Raw genomic sequence first — 15,833 nt, forward strand, 5'->3', positions numbered from 1 at the left:
CGTTTTCGACCGAACCCCGTTGAACGCCGGGTCCGGCCTGAAAGTGTTCGAACTTGCTTGTTGCGATGATGCATGCTGCATCGCGACGAAAATGCGGGCAATCCGACAGCGTCGATTCTGCGGGGCGTGTCACAAAAACAGTTGCCGGAAACAGCTGTTCAGCTGATTGTCTTGACCATCGACGAGGGATGGCAGTGAATGCAATGCGTACTGCGCGCACTCGCGCTCATTCATGAATGTGTTCATGAACGCGTACATGCACGTGGTACGCACACTTCCCCTCGCACGGAGAACACGCCAGTGAGACGCTTACTTTTTGCATGCACCATTCTTGCCATCGCGGCACCGCTATGGGCGCAGAGCCAGCGACAGGCCAATGAAGCCAATCCGTCGAACAACGCGCAAAACAGCCCGCAAAACCCGCGTGTAGCGACACCGAACCAGGCACGCCAGGCCTCTAAGGGCGCCCTCACGCCTGCGCGTGTCGGCCCTGGCGCGGCCGCCGTCGCAGCCGCGGCAGGTGCCACGGCGAACGACACCAACGGCACCGGCAACGACGGCACGGGTGGCACGGGAGGTACCGGCGGCACGGGCGGAACCGGTGGCACCGGCGGAACAGGAGGAACGCATTGATCTTCCTGAACGACAGTCTGGACGTCTAAATGTCCAATCACGTTCCAGTACCGTTAATAATGGATCGGTTTAAGTACGTCGACGGCGTCTCGCCATGCGGCGCCTCGATTGAAGGATCCCGTAAACGATGAAGTTCCTGCCGACTCTCGGTCTGGCCGGGTGCTGTCTGTTACTGCACGCATGCATCCTCGCACCCGGCCAGCACATGAAAACCGGGGAGTTGAATGACAAGGAAAGCGCGACAGGCAGCCGCTACCAGCTGGTACCCATCACGCCCAAGCTGATCGCCATGGACCGTGCCAGCACGGTCACGCCCGGTATCGATCCCGCCCTGACATCCTATCGGCCCGATTCCTATCGCATCGGCCCCGGAGATTCGCTCTACATCACCGTATGGGAGCACCCGGAGCTGACGTCGCCCGCGGGCTCGCAACAGCAGACGGCCGCGAACGGCCGCCTGGTGCGCCCCGACGGGACGCTGTTCTACCCGTATGTCGGCCTGCTCCACGCCTCGGGCCTGACCGTGGAAGAACTCCGCATGGCGATCACCGATCGCCTGACTAAGTATGTGGAGAAACCACAGGTCGACATCAGCATCGTCAGCTACGCGAGCCAGAAGGTCACGCTCGGCGGAGCCTTCGTGAAGACCGACCCCCAGGACATCACGGTGACGCCGCTGACGCTCGCGCAAGCGGTAGGCGCCGCTGGCGTCAACGCGCAGCTGGCCGACCTCTCCGATGTCGTGCTACGCCGCGACAACCGCGAATACCACCTCGACCTCGACGCGCTGTCGCATGCGCAGCAGGGTCCGCAGGACATCTACCTGAAGGGTGGCGACAGCATCTACCTGCCCTACAACGACCGCCACGAGGCATACGTGATCGGCGAGGTGCTGCGTCCACAGGCCATTTCGTTCAAGACCAGCGACCTCAGCCTCACCCAGGCCCTGGGTCGCGCGGGCGGTCTCAACCAGACCAGTGCCAAGGGCAAGGCCGTCTATGTGATCCGCGGTGTCGAGGACATGGAAAAGGCGCCCGCGACCATCTACCAGCTCGACAACACCTCGCCGTCCGCCTTCGCGGTGGCGTCTAAGTTCTCGGTCAAGCCAGGCGACGTCGTCTTCGTCGGGCCCGCCGGGATCACCCGCTGGAACCGTTTCATCAGTCAGCTGCTTCCACTGTCCGGCCTGATCAGCAACGCGGCCAACGCCCAGTACAACCTGGATCGCGATCGCCAGCTTTGACAGAGGCGGCTGGCTCCACATTTTCTTGCTAAACAGGCGATACAAATGAAGGTCACTATTTTCGGCACCGGTTATGTTGGGCTGGTCACGGGCGCCTGCCTCGCGGAAATGGGCAACCATGTGGTTTGCGTCGATGTCGACCAGGCCAAGGTCGATGGGCTTCGCAACGGCGTTATCCCCATCTTCGAACCGGGCCTGGAACCGATCGTCAAACGCAACTATGCGTCGGGCCAGCTGGATTTCACCACCGATCCCGCACCGGCGATCGCACACGGCGAACTCATCTTCATCGCGGTGGGCACGCCGCCGGACGAGGACGGCAGCGCCGACATGAAATACGTGCTGAGCGTGGCGCGCACCATCGGCGAGCACCTCGACCGCTATGCGGTGGTCGTCAACAAGTCCACGGTACCGGTCGGCACGGCCGACCGTGTGCGCAAGGCGATCGATGACGTGTTGGGTGAACGCGGTGCGGCGGTGGATTTCGACGTGGTCTCCAATCCCGAATTCCTGAAGGAAGGCGACGCGGTGGAGGACTGCCTGCGGCCCGACCGCATCGTCGTCGGCTCGTCCAGCGAGCGCGCCGTGGCTCGCCTGCGCAAGTTGTACGCACCCTTCAACCGCAATCACGATCGTATGGTGGTGATGGACGAACGGTCGGCCGAACTGACCAAGTACGCCGCGAACGCGATGCTGGCGACCAAGATCAGCTTCATGAACGAGATTGCCAATATCGCCGAGCGCGTCGGCGCCGATGTCGAACTGGTCCGCCAGGGTATCGGTGCCGACCCACGCATCGGTTACCACTTCATCTACCCGGGCGCCGGCTACGGCGGCTCCTGTTTCCCGAAGGACGTGCAGGCACTGGAACGTATCGCACGTGGCCACGGTTACGACGCGCGCCTGCTCGGCATGGTCGAGGCGGTCAATGCCCAACAGAAGACCCGCCTATTCGCGCAGATACAGAAACATTTCGATGGCGACGTGGCGGGCAAGACAGTCGCGCTGTGGGGCCTGGCCTTCAAGCCCAACACCGACGACATGCGCGAGGCGCCGAGCCGCCGCCTGATGGAAGCGTTGTGGGAAGCCGGAGCCAAGGTGCGCGCCTACGATCCGGAGGCACGCGCGGAAACGACGCGTATCTACGGCGAACGCGACGACCTCGTCCTTTGCGACAACGCGTACGACACCCTGCAAGGCGCCGATGTGCTCGCCCTCGTCACGGAATGGAAAGCCTTCCGCAGCCCGGACTTCGCACGCATCAAGGCCGCGCTGAAAACCCCGGCGATCTTCGACGGCCGCAATCTTTATGATCCGCGCGTGGTCGAGGACGCCGGCATCGCCTATTACGGCATCGGCCGCGGCCGTTCGCTGCAGCGCTGAAGGGCACGGTGTTCGCGCTGCGATACCTTTCCCTCGGCGGACTGGCTCTGGTGCTGGCGGTTGCAGGTGGCTGTTCGTCCGTATCGCGGGGCAGCCTGGAGGCGGTTCGCCTCGCGTTGCGAGGCGAAAAGGTCGAGCCGACGGCGGCATCGGTCGCCGCCACGCCGTACTTCCAGCTCCAGGTGAATGGGCCGGAGGGCGAGGCCATCCTCGTCCTCGCCAGCACCGGCAACGGGCAACTGGGCTGGTACGGCACCGGCAACGACATCGTGTTCACCCGCGACGGGGTGGTGGTGAAGACCGTCGGCCTGCCGCAGGACCTCGACGATTCGGCCTTCCCTTCCGGTAATCCCTTCGCGACAGGGCTGCAACGGTTGAACGGGCCGCTCGACTACACGCGGCGCATGGACTGGTCGCCAGGCTATCGATACGGCGTGGTCGTGCAGGCCCATCTCGAACCGAAGGCGCTGGAGGACGTGGAGATCCTCGGCACCGTCCGTCATTTGCGCCGCATCGATGAACAACTCAGCGTGCCCGGCCACGGCGCGCACATGACCAACCGGTACTGGGTGGACCCCTCCGACGGCTTCATCTGGAAAAGCAGGCAGTACATCGCTCCTGGCGTTCCGCTCGAACTGATCCAGTTGCGGCCCTACCGGGAGGATGCGTCGTGAATCGCGCCGCCCGCATGATTGGCTTGCTGCTGTGCGCCCATGTGCTGCCGCTGATGGCGCAGACGGCGACGATCCAGGTCATCGCCCAGGGCGCGGTAGGCCAGCCCGGTTCGGCCGCCTATCCTTCCGACGCACGCCTTTCCGCCGTGGCCGTGGCGGCCAAGGTCGATCCGGAGGCGTATATCCTCGGCGCGGCGTGGCTCCAGCCCGCGTTGCGGCGCGACCAGTTGCGCCTTCGCGCCGGCGTCGATTACGAACTCGGCGCCATCCGCCGGCAAGCCCTTGGCAGTGGGAACGTGTCCCTGGCCGAAGCGGCGGCGGCGTTCCAGGCGTGGATCTCCGCGCTACCGATCACCGGTCGCCGCACCGGCGTGACGCTGGACCCCGCCCGGCTCGGGGTGACGCCCGCCGAGGACTGGCCGGTGCACGAGGGCGATACCCTGTTCTATCCGCGGCGCCCCGTGGACATCCGCGTGGTCGGCGCGGTGGACAAGCCATGCCACCTGCCGCACGTCCCGTTGCAAGATGCGCGGCGTTACCTTGCCGGCTGCCCTGCCTCCGCCGCCGCGGACCCCGACCTGATCTACGTCGTGCAACCCGATGGCGCGGTCTTCGCCCAGAACATCGCCTTGTGGAACCGCGACATGCCGCGACCGCTCGCGCCGGGCGCATGGATCTACGTGCCGTTCGACCGGCATGCGATCGCCGGTGCGGCCGATGAGACCTTCAACCGCGATGTCGCCGATTTCATCGCGACCCAGCTCCTGAGTGACGAGGGCTCGCGGTAATGCGCGCGCCACGCCTGCCACGGCTCGCCGTGCCGCGAACGACATTGCACGGTTGCTGCCGTGCCGGCTTCGTCCTGTGGGCAGGAGGAGTCACCGCCCTGCATGCGCAAGAGGTTTATACGCAGAGCGACTTCGGTGGCGTCGGCCTGCTGCAGACGCCGACCGCGCGCATGGCGCGCGAAGGCGAATTCAGCTTCGTCCTGAGCCGGACCACGCCGTATACCAACTACAACGTGTCGATGCAGCCGCTGCCGTGGCTGGAGGCTTCCTTCCGTTACACCAATGTCAGCAACCGGCTGTACGGACCGCGTTCGCTCAGTGGAAGCCAGACATACAAGGACAAGTCGATCGACGCGAAGGTAAGGATCTGGGAGGAAAGCCGATGGCTGCCCGCGGTGGCGGTGGGCGCGCGCGACATCGGTGGCACGGGCCTGTTCTCCAGCGAATACGTGGTGACCAGCAAGCGCGCCGGGCCATTCGATTTCAGCCTCGGCCTGGCCTGGGGCTACATGGGGGCACGCGGCGACATCGCCAATCCGCTGAATTTCATCAGCGACCGGTTCGAGACGCGGCCCACCAGCGGCACCGGCACAGGCAAGTTCAGCACCAACAAGTTCTTCCGTGGACGTCCGGGCTTCTTCGGCGGCATCGAGTACCGCTCGCCCTGGCAATGGCTGCTCTTGAAGGCGGAACTCGATGGCAATGACTACAAGCACCAACCGCAGAACAACAATCAACCGCAACGCTGGCCGGTCAACCTGGGCGCCGTGTTCCGCCTGAATCGCAATGTCGACCTGACGCTGGGATACGAGCGCGGCGAGGTGGCGACCGCGGCGATCAACCTGCATAGCAATCTCGCCACCCACGTCGATCCGCCGAAGACGTACGATCCCAAGCCGGAGCCAGTCGCCTTCGAGTCCACGCCGGTCGAAACACCGCCAGCCAGCCCGGCCTCGGCCAATCCGGTCTCTCCCGACACTCCCACCCATCCAGCGACGCGTACGGCGCCGGAACAGGTCGACTGGCCGGAGGTGGCCACCGCCTTGCGCGACAATGCCGGCATCAACGTCAGCAGCATCGGCCGCCGTGGTTCGGAACTGGTGATCCACGGCCAACAGGATCGGTTCTTCTACAGCGCCGAGGGTGTCGGCCGCGCCACGCGCATCATCGACAACCGCGTGGATCGCAGCATCGACTGGCTCACCGTGGCCAGCGAACGCAACGGCCTGAAGACCGTGGAAACCAGCGTGCACCGGCCGCGTTTCCTTGAACTGCTCGACCATCGCATCGACCTTCCCACGTTCCGCCGCAGCATCGAGCAAGACCCGGTGACGGCGCGCGAGGAAGAAGTGCTCTATCGCGCGCCGCTGAAACGCTTCAGCGGCGGGTTCTCGCTCGGCTACCAGCAGAACCTCGGCGGCCCGGACGCCTTCGTCCTCTACCAGGTTTACGGTGCGGCTTCGGGCACGTTCAATTTCACCCGCAACCTCTGGCTCGACGGTGTCGTCTCGCTCAATCTCTTCAACAACTACGACAAGTTCAAGTACGACGCGCCCAGCAACCTCCCACGCGTGCGCACGAACCTTCGCCAGTACCTCACCAGCTCCGATCTCACCGTGCCGAACTTCCAGCTCACCGGCACGCATCGCCTGGGCCAGGACCTCTACGGCATGGCCTACGCCGGCATGCTGGAGAGCATGTACGGCGGCGCCGGCGGCGAAGTGCTGTACCGTCCCTTCGGCGAACGCTGGGCGGTGGGCGCGGACGTGAACTGGGTGAAGCAGCGCGGCTTCGACCAGGACTTCTCGTTCAGGCGGTACCACATCATCACCGGACAGGCGACCGGTTACCTGGATACCGGCTTCCATAATGTGACCCTGGCGGTAAGCGTGGGCCGCTATCTCGCCGGCGATTGGGGCACCACCATCGACGTGTCGCGCGAGTTCGCCAACGGCGCGCGCATGGGCGCCTACGCCACGATCACCAACAAGTCGGGCAGTGCCGGCTATGGCGAAGGCAGCTTCGACAAGGGAATCTACGTGTCGATCCCGTTCGACATGCTGCTGCCACACTCGTCGCGCAGCCGCGCCACCCTGCTCTGGCAACCGCTGATCCGTGACGGTGGCGCGCGCCTGAACAAGCGTTACACGCTATATACGCTGACCAACGACCTCGACAGCGACCTGTTCGACAAGAACCTCGGCAAGATCAGCGAGTAACTAGAGGTAACGCAACCAACTGTCCACGCCACGGTCGATCAGGCCGTAGACATGTTCATAGGCGGGACGCTGCTGGCGGTACGGGTCGGGAACGTCCCTGCCCTCCACCCAGCGGTCCAGCAGGAACACCTTGCCGCTGACCTCCGGCGCCATCCGGCCGATGGCGGCGACATGGCTTTTCTCCATCGCGAGGATCAGGTCGGCCTGGCGCAGGAGCGCCGTATCCAACTGGCGGGCCCGGTGCGGCTCTCCGTCGATGCCGTGCTCCCGCAACAATTGAAGCGCGGTCTCATCCATGGGATAGCCCGTCATGGCGCTGAGGCCGGCGCTGCCGATCTGCACGTCGCGGCCTTCGCCCAGGCGGTGGCGCAAGAGGTATTCCGCCGTGGGACTGCGGCAGATGTTGCCCACGCAGGCAATGAGTATTCGCTGGAACATAGACGGCATCATAGACGATGGATACGCTGCACATGAAACGGATCGAACGCGACGCATGACGATATGGACCGCCATCACCAGCTTCGGCGACAGCGCATTGCTGCTGCCGTTGATCGCATGGATCGCGATCTGCCTGCTGCTGCCCACGCCAGGATGGCGCGACGCACGCCGCTGGGTGATCGCCGCGGCGGTATGCGGAGGTGGCGTGATGCTTTCCAAGCTGCTGTTCATGGCCTGGGGCATCGGGCCTCCCGGACTGAACTACACCGGCTTCAGCGGACACACGGCACTCGCCATCCTGGTATGGCCCACCCTCGCGGGCGTCCTTTCCCTGGGCGGCACACGGCGACAGCGCCTGTCCATGATCGCGCTCGGTGCATGCATGGGCGCGGCCGTCGCTGTCTCGCGCCTGGTGTTGAAAGTGCACAGCCCGTCGGAAGTCTGGTTGGGCGCGATCCTCGGCACCGCCGTGGTCACCTGGTTCCTGCGCGGACTGACGCTTCGCGGCACCCCCGCCAGGTCCGCCGATCCGTGGCGCCTCGCCCTGCTCGGCGGCGGCGCCCTGGCGATCGGCCTGGCCTGTTATGGCCGCGTGTTTCCCTCGCAGCACGTGTTGCAGGACATCGCGCTATGGCTGAGCGGCCATCCGAACGTGTTCACGCGGCGCGTGGGGCTGGGGTGATGCGGTACCACAACGCATACAGCGCGGGCAGGAAGACCAGCGTGAGGACGGTACCGCCGATCGTTCCACCGATCAGCGTATAGGCGAGCGAACCCCAGAACACCGAGAACGTCAGCGGGATGAAGGCCAGCACCGCCGCCATCGCCGTGAGGATCACCGGCCGCGCACGCTGCACCGTGGCCTCGACCACGGCGTGGTAAGTATCCAGCCCCTCGCGCTCGTTGGCGTGGATCTGCCCGATCAGGATCAGCGTATTGCGCATGATGATGCCCGCCAGCCCGATGAGACCGAGGATCGCGTTGAAACCGAAGGGCTGGTTGAACAGGATCAGCGTCGGCACGACGCCCACGAGGGCCAGCGGCGCGGTCGCGAGGATCATCAGCATGCCCGAGATCGAACGCACCTCGAACACGATGACGATCATCATCAACAGGAGCATGACCGGGAAAATCGCCGCCAGCGCCTTGTTCGCCTTGCCGGCTTCCTCCAGCGCGGCGGCCGTGTCGACCGCATAACCCTGCGGCAACGTGGCGACGACCGGCTTCAATGCCTCGATCAGTCGCATGGAGATATCCGGTGGCTGGAACTCCTCGCCGATATCGCCGCGCACCGTCATGGTGGTGACACGATCGCGCCGGCGAAGGATGGGGTCTTCCATGCGCACCTCGGCGGTTCCGACCTGCGCCAGCGGCACGCGCTGCCCCGCCGAACCGACGAGGGTAAAGCCTGCCAGGCGCGCGGGGTCGAGCCTCGATTCGCCCGCGCTGCGCGCGACGACATCGACGGAACGGATGTCCTCCCGCACACGCGTGATCGTGACGCCGGTCAACAGGAACTGGAGTTGCTGGGATACCTCTTGCGAACTGAGACCGATCGCATGGAGGCGTTCCTGGTCCATCACGAAATGCACCGTGGGCACGCGCTCGCCCCAGTCGATATTCACGCCACGCATGGCCGGGTCCCTAGACATCGTCTCCCTGACCCGTTCCGCGATGGCGCGCACTTTTTCCTGGTCGGGCCCGGAGACGCGGAAAGCGACGGGGAAAGGCGAGTACGGCCCGAACACGATCTGGGTGGCGCGCACGCGGGCTTCCGGTGCGAGACCATCCTGCACCGCCTGCCGGACACGCAGCTTCAAGGCCTCGCGCGTGGCCTCGTTGTCCGTCAGGACGACGATCTTCGCGAAAGACGGGTCGGGCAGTTCCGGGGAGATCGCCAGGTAGAAGCGAGGCGCGCCCTGCCCGATGTAGCTGGTGACCATCTTTGCTTCCGGCTGTTTCTTCAGCCATGCCTCCACCTTCGCCACGGCCTCGCTGGTCGCGGCGATCGACGTGCCCTCCGGCATCTGCACCTCGACGAGGACTTCAGGACGATCGGATGCGGGAAAGAACTGGTTCTTCACCAGGCCCATGCCCAGCGCGGACACCACGAACAAACCCAGCACGGAAAGCGCGACGGTACGCTTGCGGCGAACGGACCACGCGATCAAGCCGCGGAGCCGACGGTAGCGTGGCGTGTCGTAGATCGCGGCGTGCCCGCCCTTCACCGGCGGAATGTCCGGCAACAACTTCACGCCGAGATAGGGCGTGAACACGACCGCGACGACCCAGGAGGTCAGCAGCGAGAACATGACCACCCAGAAAATGTTGCCTGCGTACTCGCCCGCTGTGGACTTGGCGAAGCCGACCGGCATGAGGCCGATGGCCGTCACCAGCGTGCCCGCCAGCATCGGTGCCGCGGTATGGCCCCAGGCGTAGGTCGCTGCCGCCACCCTGTCCTGGCCCTCCTCCATCTTCACCACCATGCTCTCGATGATGATGATCGCGTCGTCGACCAGCAGCCCGAGCGAAAGGATCAGGGCGCCGAGGGTGATGCGGTCGAAATCGCGCCCGGTGACCAGCATGATGACGAACACGGCGGCAAGCGTCAGCGGCACGGCGGCGGCGACGACGATGCCCACGCGGAACCCGAGGCTCGCCAGGCTTACCGCGATCACGACGGCGAGCGCGACGAAGAACTTGAGCATGAACTCGTCGTAGGCCTCGGCGATGTTGACGGCCTGGTCGGTGATCTTGGTAAAGGACAGTCCCAACGGCAGGCTCGCGGATATCCGCGTCGCCTCCTGTTCGAGGGCCTTGCCGAGTTCGAGACCGTTATAACGGTCCTTCATCACCACGCCGAGAACGAGTGCGGGTTCGTCCTGGTTGCGGATGAGGAAGGTCGGCGGATCTTCATAGCCACGGCGTACGCTGGCGATGTCGCCCAAGCGAAGCGTCCGTCCGTTCGCCACCACCGGCGTTTCCTCGATACGGCGCAAGTCGTCGAACGCGCCGTCGAGCCGGACGACGACCTGGGGTCCCTTCGTATCGATCGACCCCGCGGGCGTCAGCAGGTTCTGGTCATTCAGTGCCCCGAAGAGTGCCGAAGGGGCTATGCCGAGCGTCGCCAGGCGATCATGCGAGAACTCCACGAAGATCTTCTCCGGGCGCTCGCCGATGATGTTCACCTTCTTCACCCCCGCGACGTGCAGGAGCCGCTGCCTGAGCGACTCGGCCTCGCGGACCAGCGCGCGGTGCGGTTCGCCCGGCGCCTTGAGCGCATAGAGGGCGAAGGTCACGTCCGCGTATTCGTCGTTGACCAGGGGGCCGACGACACCCGGTGGCAGGCGGGCCGCCTCGTCGGCGAGCTTCTTGCGCGCCTGGTAGAACTCTTCGGGTACGTCGCTGGGTGGCGTGTCATCGCGCAAGGTCAGCGTGGTGAACGCCAGCCCGGGACGCGTGAAGGTCTCGCTACGGTCGTACCATTTCAATTCCTGCAGGCGCTTTTCGAGCGGCTCGGCCACCTGGTCCTGCATTTCCTGCGCGGTCGCTCCTGGCCAGGCCGCGACCACCGTGAGGACCTTGACGGTGAAGCTCGGATCTTCCGCGCGCCCCAGGTGCAGAAAGGCGTAAATGCCGGCGACCGAGATCGCCACGATCAGGAACAGCGTCACCGAGCGTTCGCGCACCGCCAGCGCCGATAGATTGAATCCACTCATCGGGACGCCCCATCGACAGCGGCCGGCCGCACGCGTTCGCCCTCATGCAACTGGTGCGCACCGAGCGCCACGAAGCGATCGCCCGGCTTCAGTCCCGACGTGACGGCGACGTTCTCGTCACCGAGGTCGCCCAGGCGAACCGCGCGCCAGGTCACCGTCGGCTGTGCACCCTGCACCACCCAGACGCCCGGACCCTTGCCCCGGTCGAGGATGGCCGCGACGGGTACCTGCATGGCCGATTCGTCATCGCGGGGAATATGCACGACGACGGTCGCGCCAAGCGGCGCCTTCGCGGCGTCGTCTTCCAGCACGTACCGCGCCTCGAACGTACGGGTCGCGTTATCGGCCGCATCGGATAGCACGCGCAGCCGTGCCGCGCTGTCCTTCGTGCCCTGGCCGAAAACCGTCGCGCGCCCCGTCGAGCCGATCGCCGGACGCAGGGTTTCCGGCAGGTTGACCAGCGCCTCGCGAGGGCCCGCGTGAGCGAGCCGTACGACCACCTGCCCTGCCGCCACCACCTGGCCCGGCTCGGCCAGGGTGTCGACGACCGTCCCGTCCGCGTCGGCCAGCAGCGTCGAATAACCGGCTTCGTTGGAGGAAACCTTCGCCTGCGCCTCCGCCGCGCGCAGTCTCGCGGCGGCCGCCTCGGATGCCGCCTTCGCCTGGTCGTATGCCGAGGCGGATACCGCGCCTTTCACCACCAGCTCGCGAAAACGCTTTTCGTCGGCGGCGGTTTGTATCGCTTGAGCGCGGGCCGCCTCCACCGCCCCGGCGGAGGCCGTGATCGCCAACGCCAGGTCGGTGCGGTCGATCCGCATCAGGGGTTGGCCCCGCACCACGGTTTGCCCGGCATCGACCAGCCGTTCCACCACCTTGCCGGGAACCCGGAAGCCGAGATCGCTTTGCACGCGTGCGCTGATCACGCCGGAAAAAGCACGATCGGCGGCAACCGCGGCGCCGACCGTCTGCGTCCGGACCAGAGGAGCCTCCGTCCTGGGATCAGCTTCCGTTCGCGAACACCCGGCCAGCGTCACGGCCCCCAGGATCGCCAGGGGAACGATGAGGGGGAGCGGGACCGAGAGGCGACGCATGGCGGCTTTCCAGAGCTGGGAAAGTCGCCACTGTGGTATCCAGTGACCAATTTGTCAATTAGTCACTATTGGGAACGTGCCGATTCAGTCTAGGGAGCGAGGCTGCGCAGGACCAGGTTGGTGACCAGGTTCACGCCCTCGGCGGCCTCGTCGAGGTGGTGCTGGAGCAGCACCGGTGTGGTGAAGGGCGACATCGCCAACCAGATGCTGCCGCATACCTCGTCGATGGGAGTCTTCCGTTCGAATGCGCCCGCCTCGCGACCTTCGATGACGATGTCACGCAGGATCGCTTCCAGCCGCGATGCGAACGCGGTCGAGCTGCTCCATTTTTCGGCGCACGAATGCGCGACGATGTCGTAGAGCTGGCGGTCGGTGAAGAACTGTTCGCTGCTGCGTTCCACCACGGTCTTGAAGAGGGCACGCAGCTTCTCGTGCGCGCCCCTGGCGCTGGCGACCGCTGCTTCGATGTCGGTTAGCTGCGCGGTGAGGCAACGGGTGCAAATGGCCTCGCCGATGGCCTGCTTCGAGTCGAAGAACTTATAGATATATGCCTTGGAGAACCCGATCGCCTTCGCCAGGTCGGCTACCGTCGTCTTCGCATAACCGTAGCGGCTGAAGTGTTCGTCGGCCGCCTCCACGATGTGGTCGCGGATGGTGTCGGCGGATGCGCCGCGGAGGTTGACATCGGAATGGGGCGAGGTGGCGATCATGCATGAACCATAACCGCCCCGGGCCCGGATGACAACGAGTGACCCGTTTGTATAATGGTTTCTAAGTCAATTCGTCGGCGGAAGCGGAATATCCCCGCGCGCCGACACCAGCCGCAGGAAGGCCTCGCGCTGGTAACGGCTCATGCGCAGCTTCTGGCCCGTATCCATCGTCACCACGTGATGCCCGTTGAACCAGGGATGGATGGCCTGTACCCGCCGCACGTTGATGATGGCGGAGCGGTGCACCCGGGCGAAGTGCTTCGGGTCCAGCCGCTCGGCCAGGGTCGCCATCGTCTCGCGCATCTCGTGCACGCTGTTCATCAGGTGGATCTCGACCGCGTTGCCGTTGGCCTTGATCCAGACGATGTCGTCGACATCGATGAAGGTCACCTGGTCGCGCGTGCGGACGGGGATGCGGTCGAGGTAGCCCTCGCGTCGGCGCAGCGCTTCCAGCACCTGCTGGATGGCTTCGCCACTCGCGGCTCCCGTGCCGGCCGCAGCGGGCGTGGCCAGTCGCGTCTTCACCCGCTGCAGCGTCTGCACGAAGCGGTCGCGGCTGAAGGGCTTGACCAGGTAATCCACGGCGTTGGCCTCGAAGGCGCGCACCGCGTAGTTCTCGAAGGCGGTGACGAACACCGTGGCCGGCATCCTCGCCGGGCCGATCGCGGCCACCACGTCCATGCCGTCCATGCCCGGCATCTGGATGTCGAGGAAAACCACGTCCGGCGAATGTTCGCGGATCGCCTGCACCGCCGAAACCCCATCGCCGTACTCGCCCGCCACCTGGACCTGCGGATCGTCGGCCAGCAGGCGAACGATGGCGCGCCGTGCGATCGGCTCGTCATCCACGACGAGGGCGGCGATGGTCATACCGTGTCGATCTCCGGCGAATCGTCCAGGTCTTCGATACGCCGGAATGGTACATGGATACGGCAGGCGACGCCTTCGGGCCAGAGCATGTCGAGACGTACCTGCCCCGCATCGCCGTACAGTTCGTACAGGCGCAACTGCGTGTTCGAAAGCCCTACCCCATGGCCCTTGCGCGCAGGGCCTCCTTCGCCGTTCTCCAGGGTGCTGTTGCGGTTGCGCACCTCGATGCAGAGGCGATCGCCCTCGCGGCGACTCTCGATCTCGATGATGTCGGTGCCTACCCGCTCGCTGATCCCGTGATGGATGGCGTTCTCCACGATGGGTTGCAGGATCAGGCTCGGCACCGCGCAGTCCAGGGTGTCCGGCGCGACGTAGATCCGCACGGTCAGGCGATCCTTGAAGCGCATGGCCTGGATGCCGAGGTAGAGGTCCAGCAGCACGAGTTCGCGTCGCAGGCTCACTTCCTGGCCGTCGTAATCCTCGAGAAAAGCGCGCAGCAGATCGCTCAGGCGCAACAGCATGTCCTCCGCGGACAACGTGTCCTCCTTGAGCAGGGTGGCGATCGCGTGCAAGGTGTTGAACAGGAAATGTGGTTGCAGCTGCGACTTCAGCGACTGCAAGCGCGACTGGGCCAGTTCGGTGGCCATGCGGCTCGCTTCCATCTCGCGACGATTCTTTTCCTCGCGGAACTGCAACGCCTGCTGGATGGCGAACAACGACCAGTAGGTGAGCAAGCCGGTGGCGAAGTGCTGGCCGAAGAATTGTCGGAACTGCTCCGCGAAGGAGCTGGGTTCGAATGGCGTGGAGATCACGGCGCCGATGAAGAGCGACAGTAGCGTGACGCCAATGCTCGCCGCGATGGGAAGGAAGAGGTCGCGCCGGCGGGCGACACCAATGACGGGGTATCTCGACGCCAACTGGAATACCCAGGGCGCCAGGGCCGCCCAGGTGTACCACTGGATCATCGACCAGCGCAGGTAATCGATGGCATCCCAGGTGTGTCCGGACAGGGCGTCGTGTTGATAACGCTGCACGGCGAAGACGACGACCACGACCGTCCACAGGCCGATATAGCGCCTCCATCCGATGTCGGTCGTGCCGAGGCGAAGCTTCATCACAGGATATCCGAGGAAAGAACGAGGGCATCTTAGGCACAGCGTCGGGCGGGGGAGAAGCATTCCTTTCGCCACCTACGATTCGCCACGGCCCTCCTACGATTCGTCCCGGATGCGTTGTCCGGGTGGCCCGCGCGAGGGCCAGATAGGGGCGTCATCGACCGACTCAGGAGAGTCCCATGTCATCGATCCGCGCCGCCATCGCCGTCCTCGCCCTTGCCACTGTCGCGTCCACCGCGAGCCTTGCCGGAGACCTCACGAGGCTGCCGGTGGAGAAGCGCGAGGTGAGCCTGTTCACCGTGGTCAACGCCACCTTCGACAGCGTGACCGGACTGGCCACGGCGCCGGTGAATTCCCAGGCATTCGAGGATGCCAAGCTCGGTGCCGCCCTGCCCGGCGGCCTCACCTCCGCCACGGTACGGCTCCCGCCGGGCGACTGCCTGCGCGACGTGCGCGTGACCTTCCGGGATGGACGCAGCCAGGTCTTCCCTGGCGTGGACGTGTGCCGGTCGCACGGCCTGCGCCTGGGTACGCAACCGACCTAGGTGCGTCGCCCGCGGGTGGCGGCTACGCTAGCGGACCTTCCTGGAGCCGCCGGCGCCCGATGACACGACCCGATCCCCAGAGCGACGCCGGCCAATGGCTCGACCGATTGTTCGAAGCGCGAGCCGCCGAGGCACAGGCGGCCCGCGACACGGCGCTGGCCGCCGACGAGTTGCGCCGATACCAGAAGTTCGCCCGGCCAGGACAGCCTTCGGCGCACATCGTGCAGCTTCGGCAGAAGCAGGCGGCGGCGCGCCAGGCCAGTGCGCGTTCGCGGCAGGCCTTCCTCAAGGCCGCCATGGAATTCGTGCGCACCGCCGGCCTCACCCCACCGCCCAGGACATCGCTCGATGCCTTCGTCAGCGCGTGGATCGACACTCACGTGACCAACGCTGGCGAGTGATGCG

At 65.5% G+C, this 15,833-nt stretch carries 16 protein-coding genes; 10 read left to right on the top strand and 6 right to left on the bottom strand.

What is annotated here, in order from left to right; translation table 11 throughout:
* The first annotated feature begins 72 nt into the window (after positions 1 to 72).
* The 7 genes from ACR9Y6_RS06075 (at position 73) to ACR9Y6_RS06105 (ending at position 6,940) form a co-directional block, all read left to right on the top strand.
* Positions 73 to 198 carry a hypothetical protein gene (locus ACR9Y6_RS06075; protein WP_481280484.1) on the top strand — a complete coding sequence of 42 codons (126 nt, stop codon included), beginning with the start codon at positions 73 to 75 and terminating at the stop codon, positions 196 to 198.
* A gap of 102 nt (positions 199 to 300) precedes the next feature.
* Positions 301 to 633 carry a hypothetical protein gene (locus ACR9Y6_RS06080; protein WP_481280485.1) on the top strand — a complete coding sequence of 111 codons (333 nt, stop codon included), beginning with the start codon at positions 301 to 303 and terminating at the stop codon, positions 631 to 633.
* A 127-nt stretch (positions 634 to 760) separates the two neighbouring features.
* Entirely contained in the window at positions 761 to 1,876 is a 1,116-nt protein-coding gene (locus ACR9Y6_RS06085; protein WP_481280486.1) for a polysaccharide biosynthesis/export family protein, read from the top strand.
* A gap of 45 nt (positions 1,877 to 1,921) precedes the next feature.
* Positions 1,922 to 3,259 carry a UDP-glucose dehydrogenase family protein gene (locus tag ACR9Y6_RS06090; RefSeq protein ID WP_481280487.1) on the top strand — a complete coding sequence of 446 codons (1,338 nt, stop codon included), beginning with the start codon at positions 1,922 to 1,924 and terminating at the stop codon, positions 3,257 to 3,259.
* An 8-nt stretch (positions 3,260 to 3,267) separates the two neighbouring features.
* Positions 3,268 to 3,933, top strand: coding sequence for a YjbF family lipoprotein (locus tag ACR9Y6_RS06095; RefSeq protein ID WP_481280488.1), 666 nt, complete (start codon positions 3,268 to 3,270; stop codon positions 3,931 to 3,933).
* On the top strand, positions 3,930 to 4,721 hold the full coding sequence (locus ACR9Y6_RS06100) for a capsule biosynthesis GfcC family protein (protein WP_481280489.1): 792 nt from the start codon (positions 3,930 to 3,932) through the stop codon (positions 4,719 to 4,721). Before ACR9Y6_RS06095 ends, ACR9Y6_RS06100 begins: the two co-directional genes overlap by 4 nt.
* Positions 4,721 to 6,940 carry a YjbH domain-containing protein gene (locus ACR9Y6_RS06105; protein ID WP_481280490.1) on the top strand — a complete coding sequence of 740 codons (2,220 nt, stop codon included), beginning with the start codon at positions 4,721 to 4,723 and terminating at the stop codon, positions 6,938 to 6,940. Before ACR9Y6_RS06100 ends, ACR9Y6_RS06105 begins: the two co-directional genes overlap by 1 nt.
* On the opposite strand, the gene ACR9Y6_RS06110 is transcribed toward ACR9Y6_RS06105, so the two are convergent.
* Positions 6,941 to 7,378, bottom strand: coding sequence for a low molecular weight protein-tyrosine-phosphatase (locus ACR9Y6_RS06110; protein WP_481280491.1), 438 nt, complete (start codon positions 7,376 to 7,378; stop codon positions 6,941 to 6,943).
* Positions 7,379 to 7,433: 55 nt separating this feature from the next.
* Between ACR9Y6_RS06110 and ACR9Y6_RS06115 the strand changes: the two genes are divergently transcribed.
* Entirely contained in the window at positions 7,434 to 8,060 is a 627-nt protein-coding gene (locus tag ACR9Y6_RS06115; protein WP_481280492.1) for a phosphatase PAP2 family protein, read from the top strand.
* On the opposite strand, the gene ACR9Y6_RS06120 is transcribed toward ACR9Y6_RS06115, so the two are convergent.
* The 5 genes from ACR9Y6_RS06120 to ACR9Y6_RS06140 form a co-directional block, all read right to left on the bottom strand.
* On the bottom strand, positions 8,035 to 11,097 hold the full coding sequence (locus ACR9Y6_RS06120; RefSeq protein ID WP_481280493.1) for an efflux RND transporter permease subunit: 3,063 nt from the start codon (positions 11,095 to 11,097) through the stop codon (positions 8,035 to 8,037). The two genes, ACR9Y6_RS06115 and ACR9Y6_RS06120, sit on opposite strands and share 26 nt — an antisense overlap.
* Positions 11,094 to 12,188, bottom strand: a complete 1,095-nt coding sequence (locus ACR9Y6_RS06125) for an efflux RND transporter periplasmic adaptor subunit (protein ID WP_481280494.1) — start codon at positions 12,186 to 12,188, stop codon at positions 11,094 to 11,096. The genes ACR9Y6_RS06120 and ACR9Y6_RS06125 overlap by 4 nt, the downstream gene beginning before the upstream one ends.
* Before the next feature lie 89 nt (positions 12,189 to 12,277).
* Positions 12,278 to 12,898 carry a TetR/AcrR family transcriptional regulator gene (locus tag ACR9Y6_RS06130; protein WP_481280495.1) on the bottom strand — a complete coding sequence of 207 codons (621 nt, stop codon included), beginning with the start codon at positions 12,896 to 12,898 and terminating at the stop codon, positions 12,278 to 12,280.
* Positions 12,899 to 12,964: 66 nt separating this feature from the next.
* Positions 12,965 to 13,768, bottom strand: a complete 804-nt coding sequence (locus tag ACR9Y6_RS06135) for a LytR/AlgR family response regulator transcription factor (RefSeq protein WP_481280496.1) — start codon at positions 13,766 to 13,768, stop codon at positions 12,965 to 12,967.
* The gene (locus ACR9Y6_RS06140) at positions 13,765 to 14,883 is read right to left on the bottom strand and encodes a sensor histidine kinase (protein ID WP_481280497.1); all 1,119 of its coding nucleotides are present in this window, start codon (positions 14,881 to 14,883) and stop codon (positions 13,765 to 13,767) included. Before ACR9Y6_RS06140 ends, ACR9Y6_RS06135 begins: the two co-directional genes overlap by 4 nt.
* A gap of 179 nt (positions 14,884 to 15,062) precedes the next feature.
* Here ACR9Y6_RS06140 and ACR9Y6_RS06145 point away from each other — a divergent pair, with 179 nt between their 5' ends.
* On the top strand, positions 15,063 to 15,428 hold the full coding sequence (locus tag ACR9Y6_RS06145; protein ID WP_481280498.1) for a hypothetical protein: 366 nt from the start codon (positions 15,063 to 15,065) through the stop codon (positions 15,426 to 15,428).
* Positions 15,429 to 15,487: 59 nt separating this feature from the next.
* A complete protein-coding gene (locus ACR9Y6_RS06150; RefSeq protein WP_481280499.1) occupies positions 15,488 to 15,829 on the top strand; it encodes a hypothetical protein in 342 nt (113 codons plus the stop codon).
* Positions 15,830 to 15,833 lie beyond the last annotated feature (4 nt).

This window comes from Luteibacter sp. TLI7-4A (assembly GCF_056754745.1).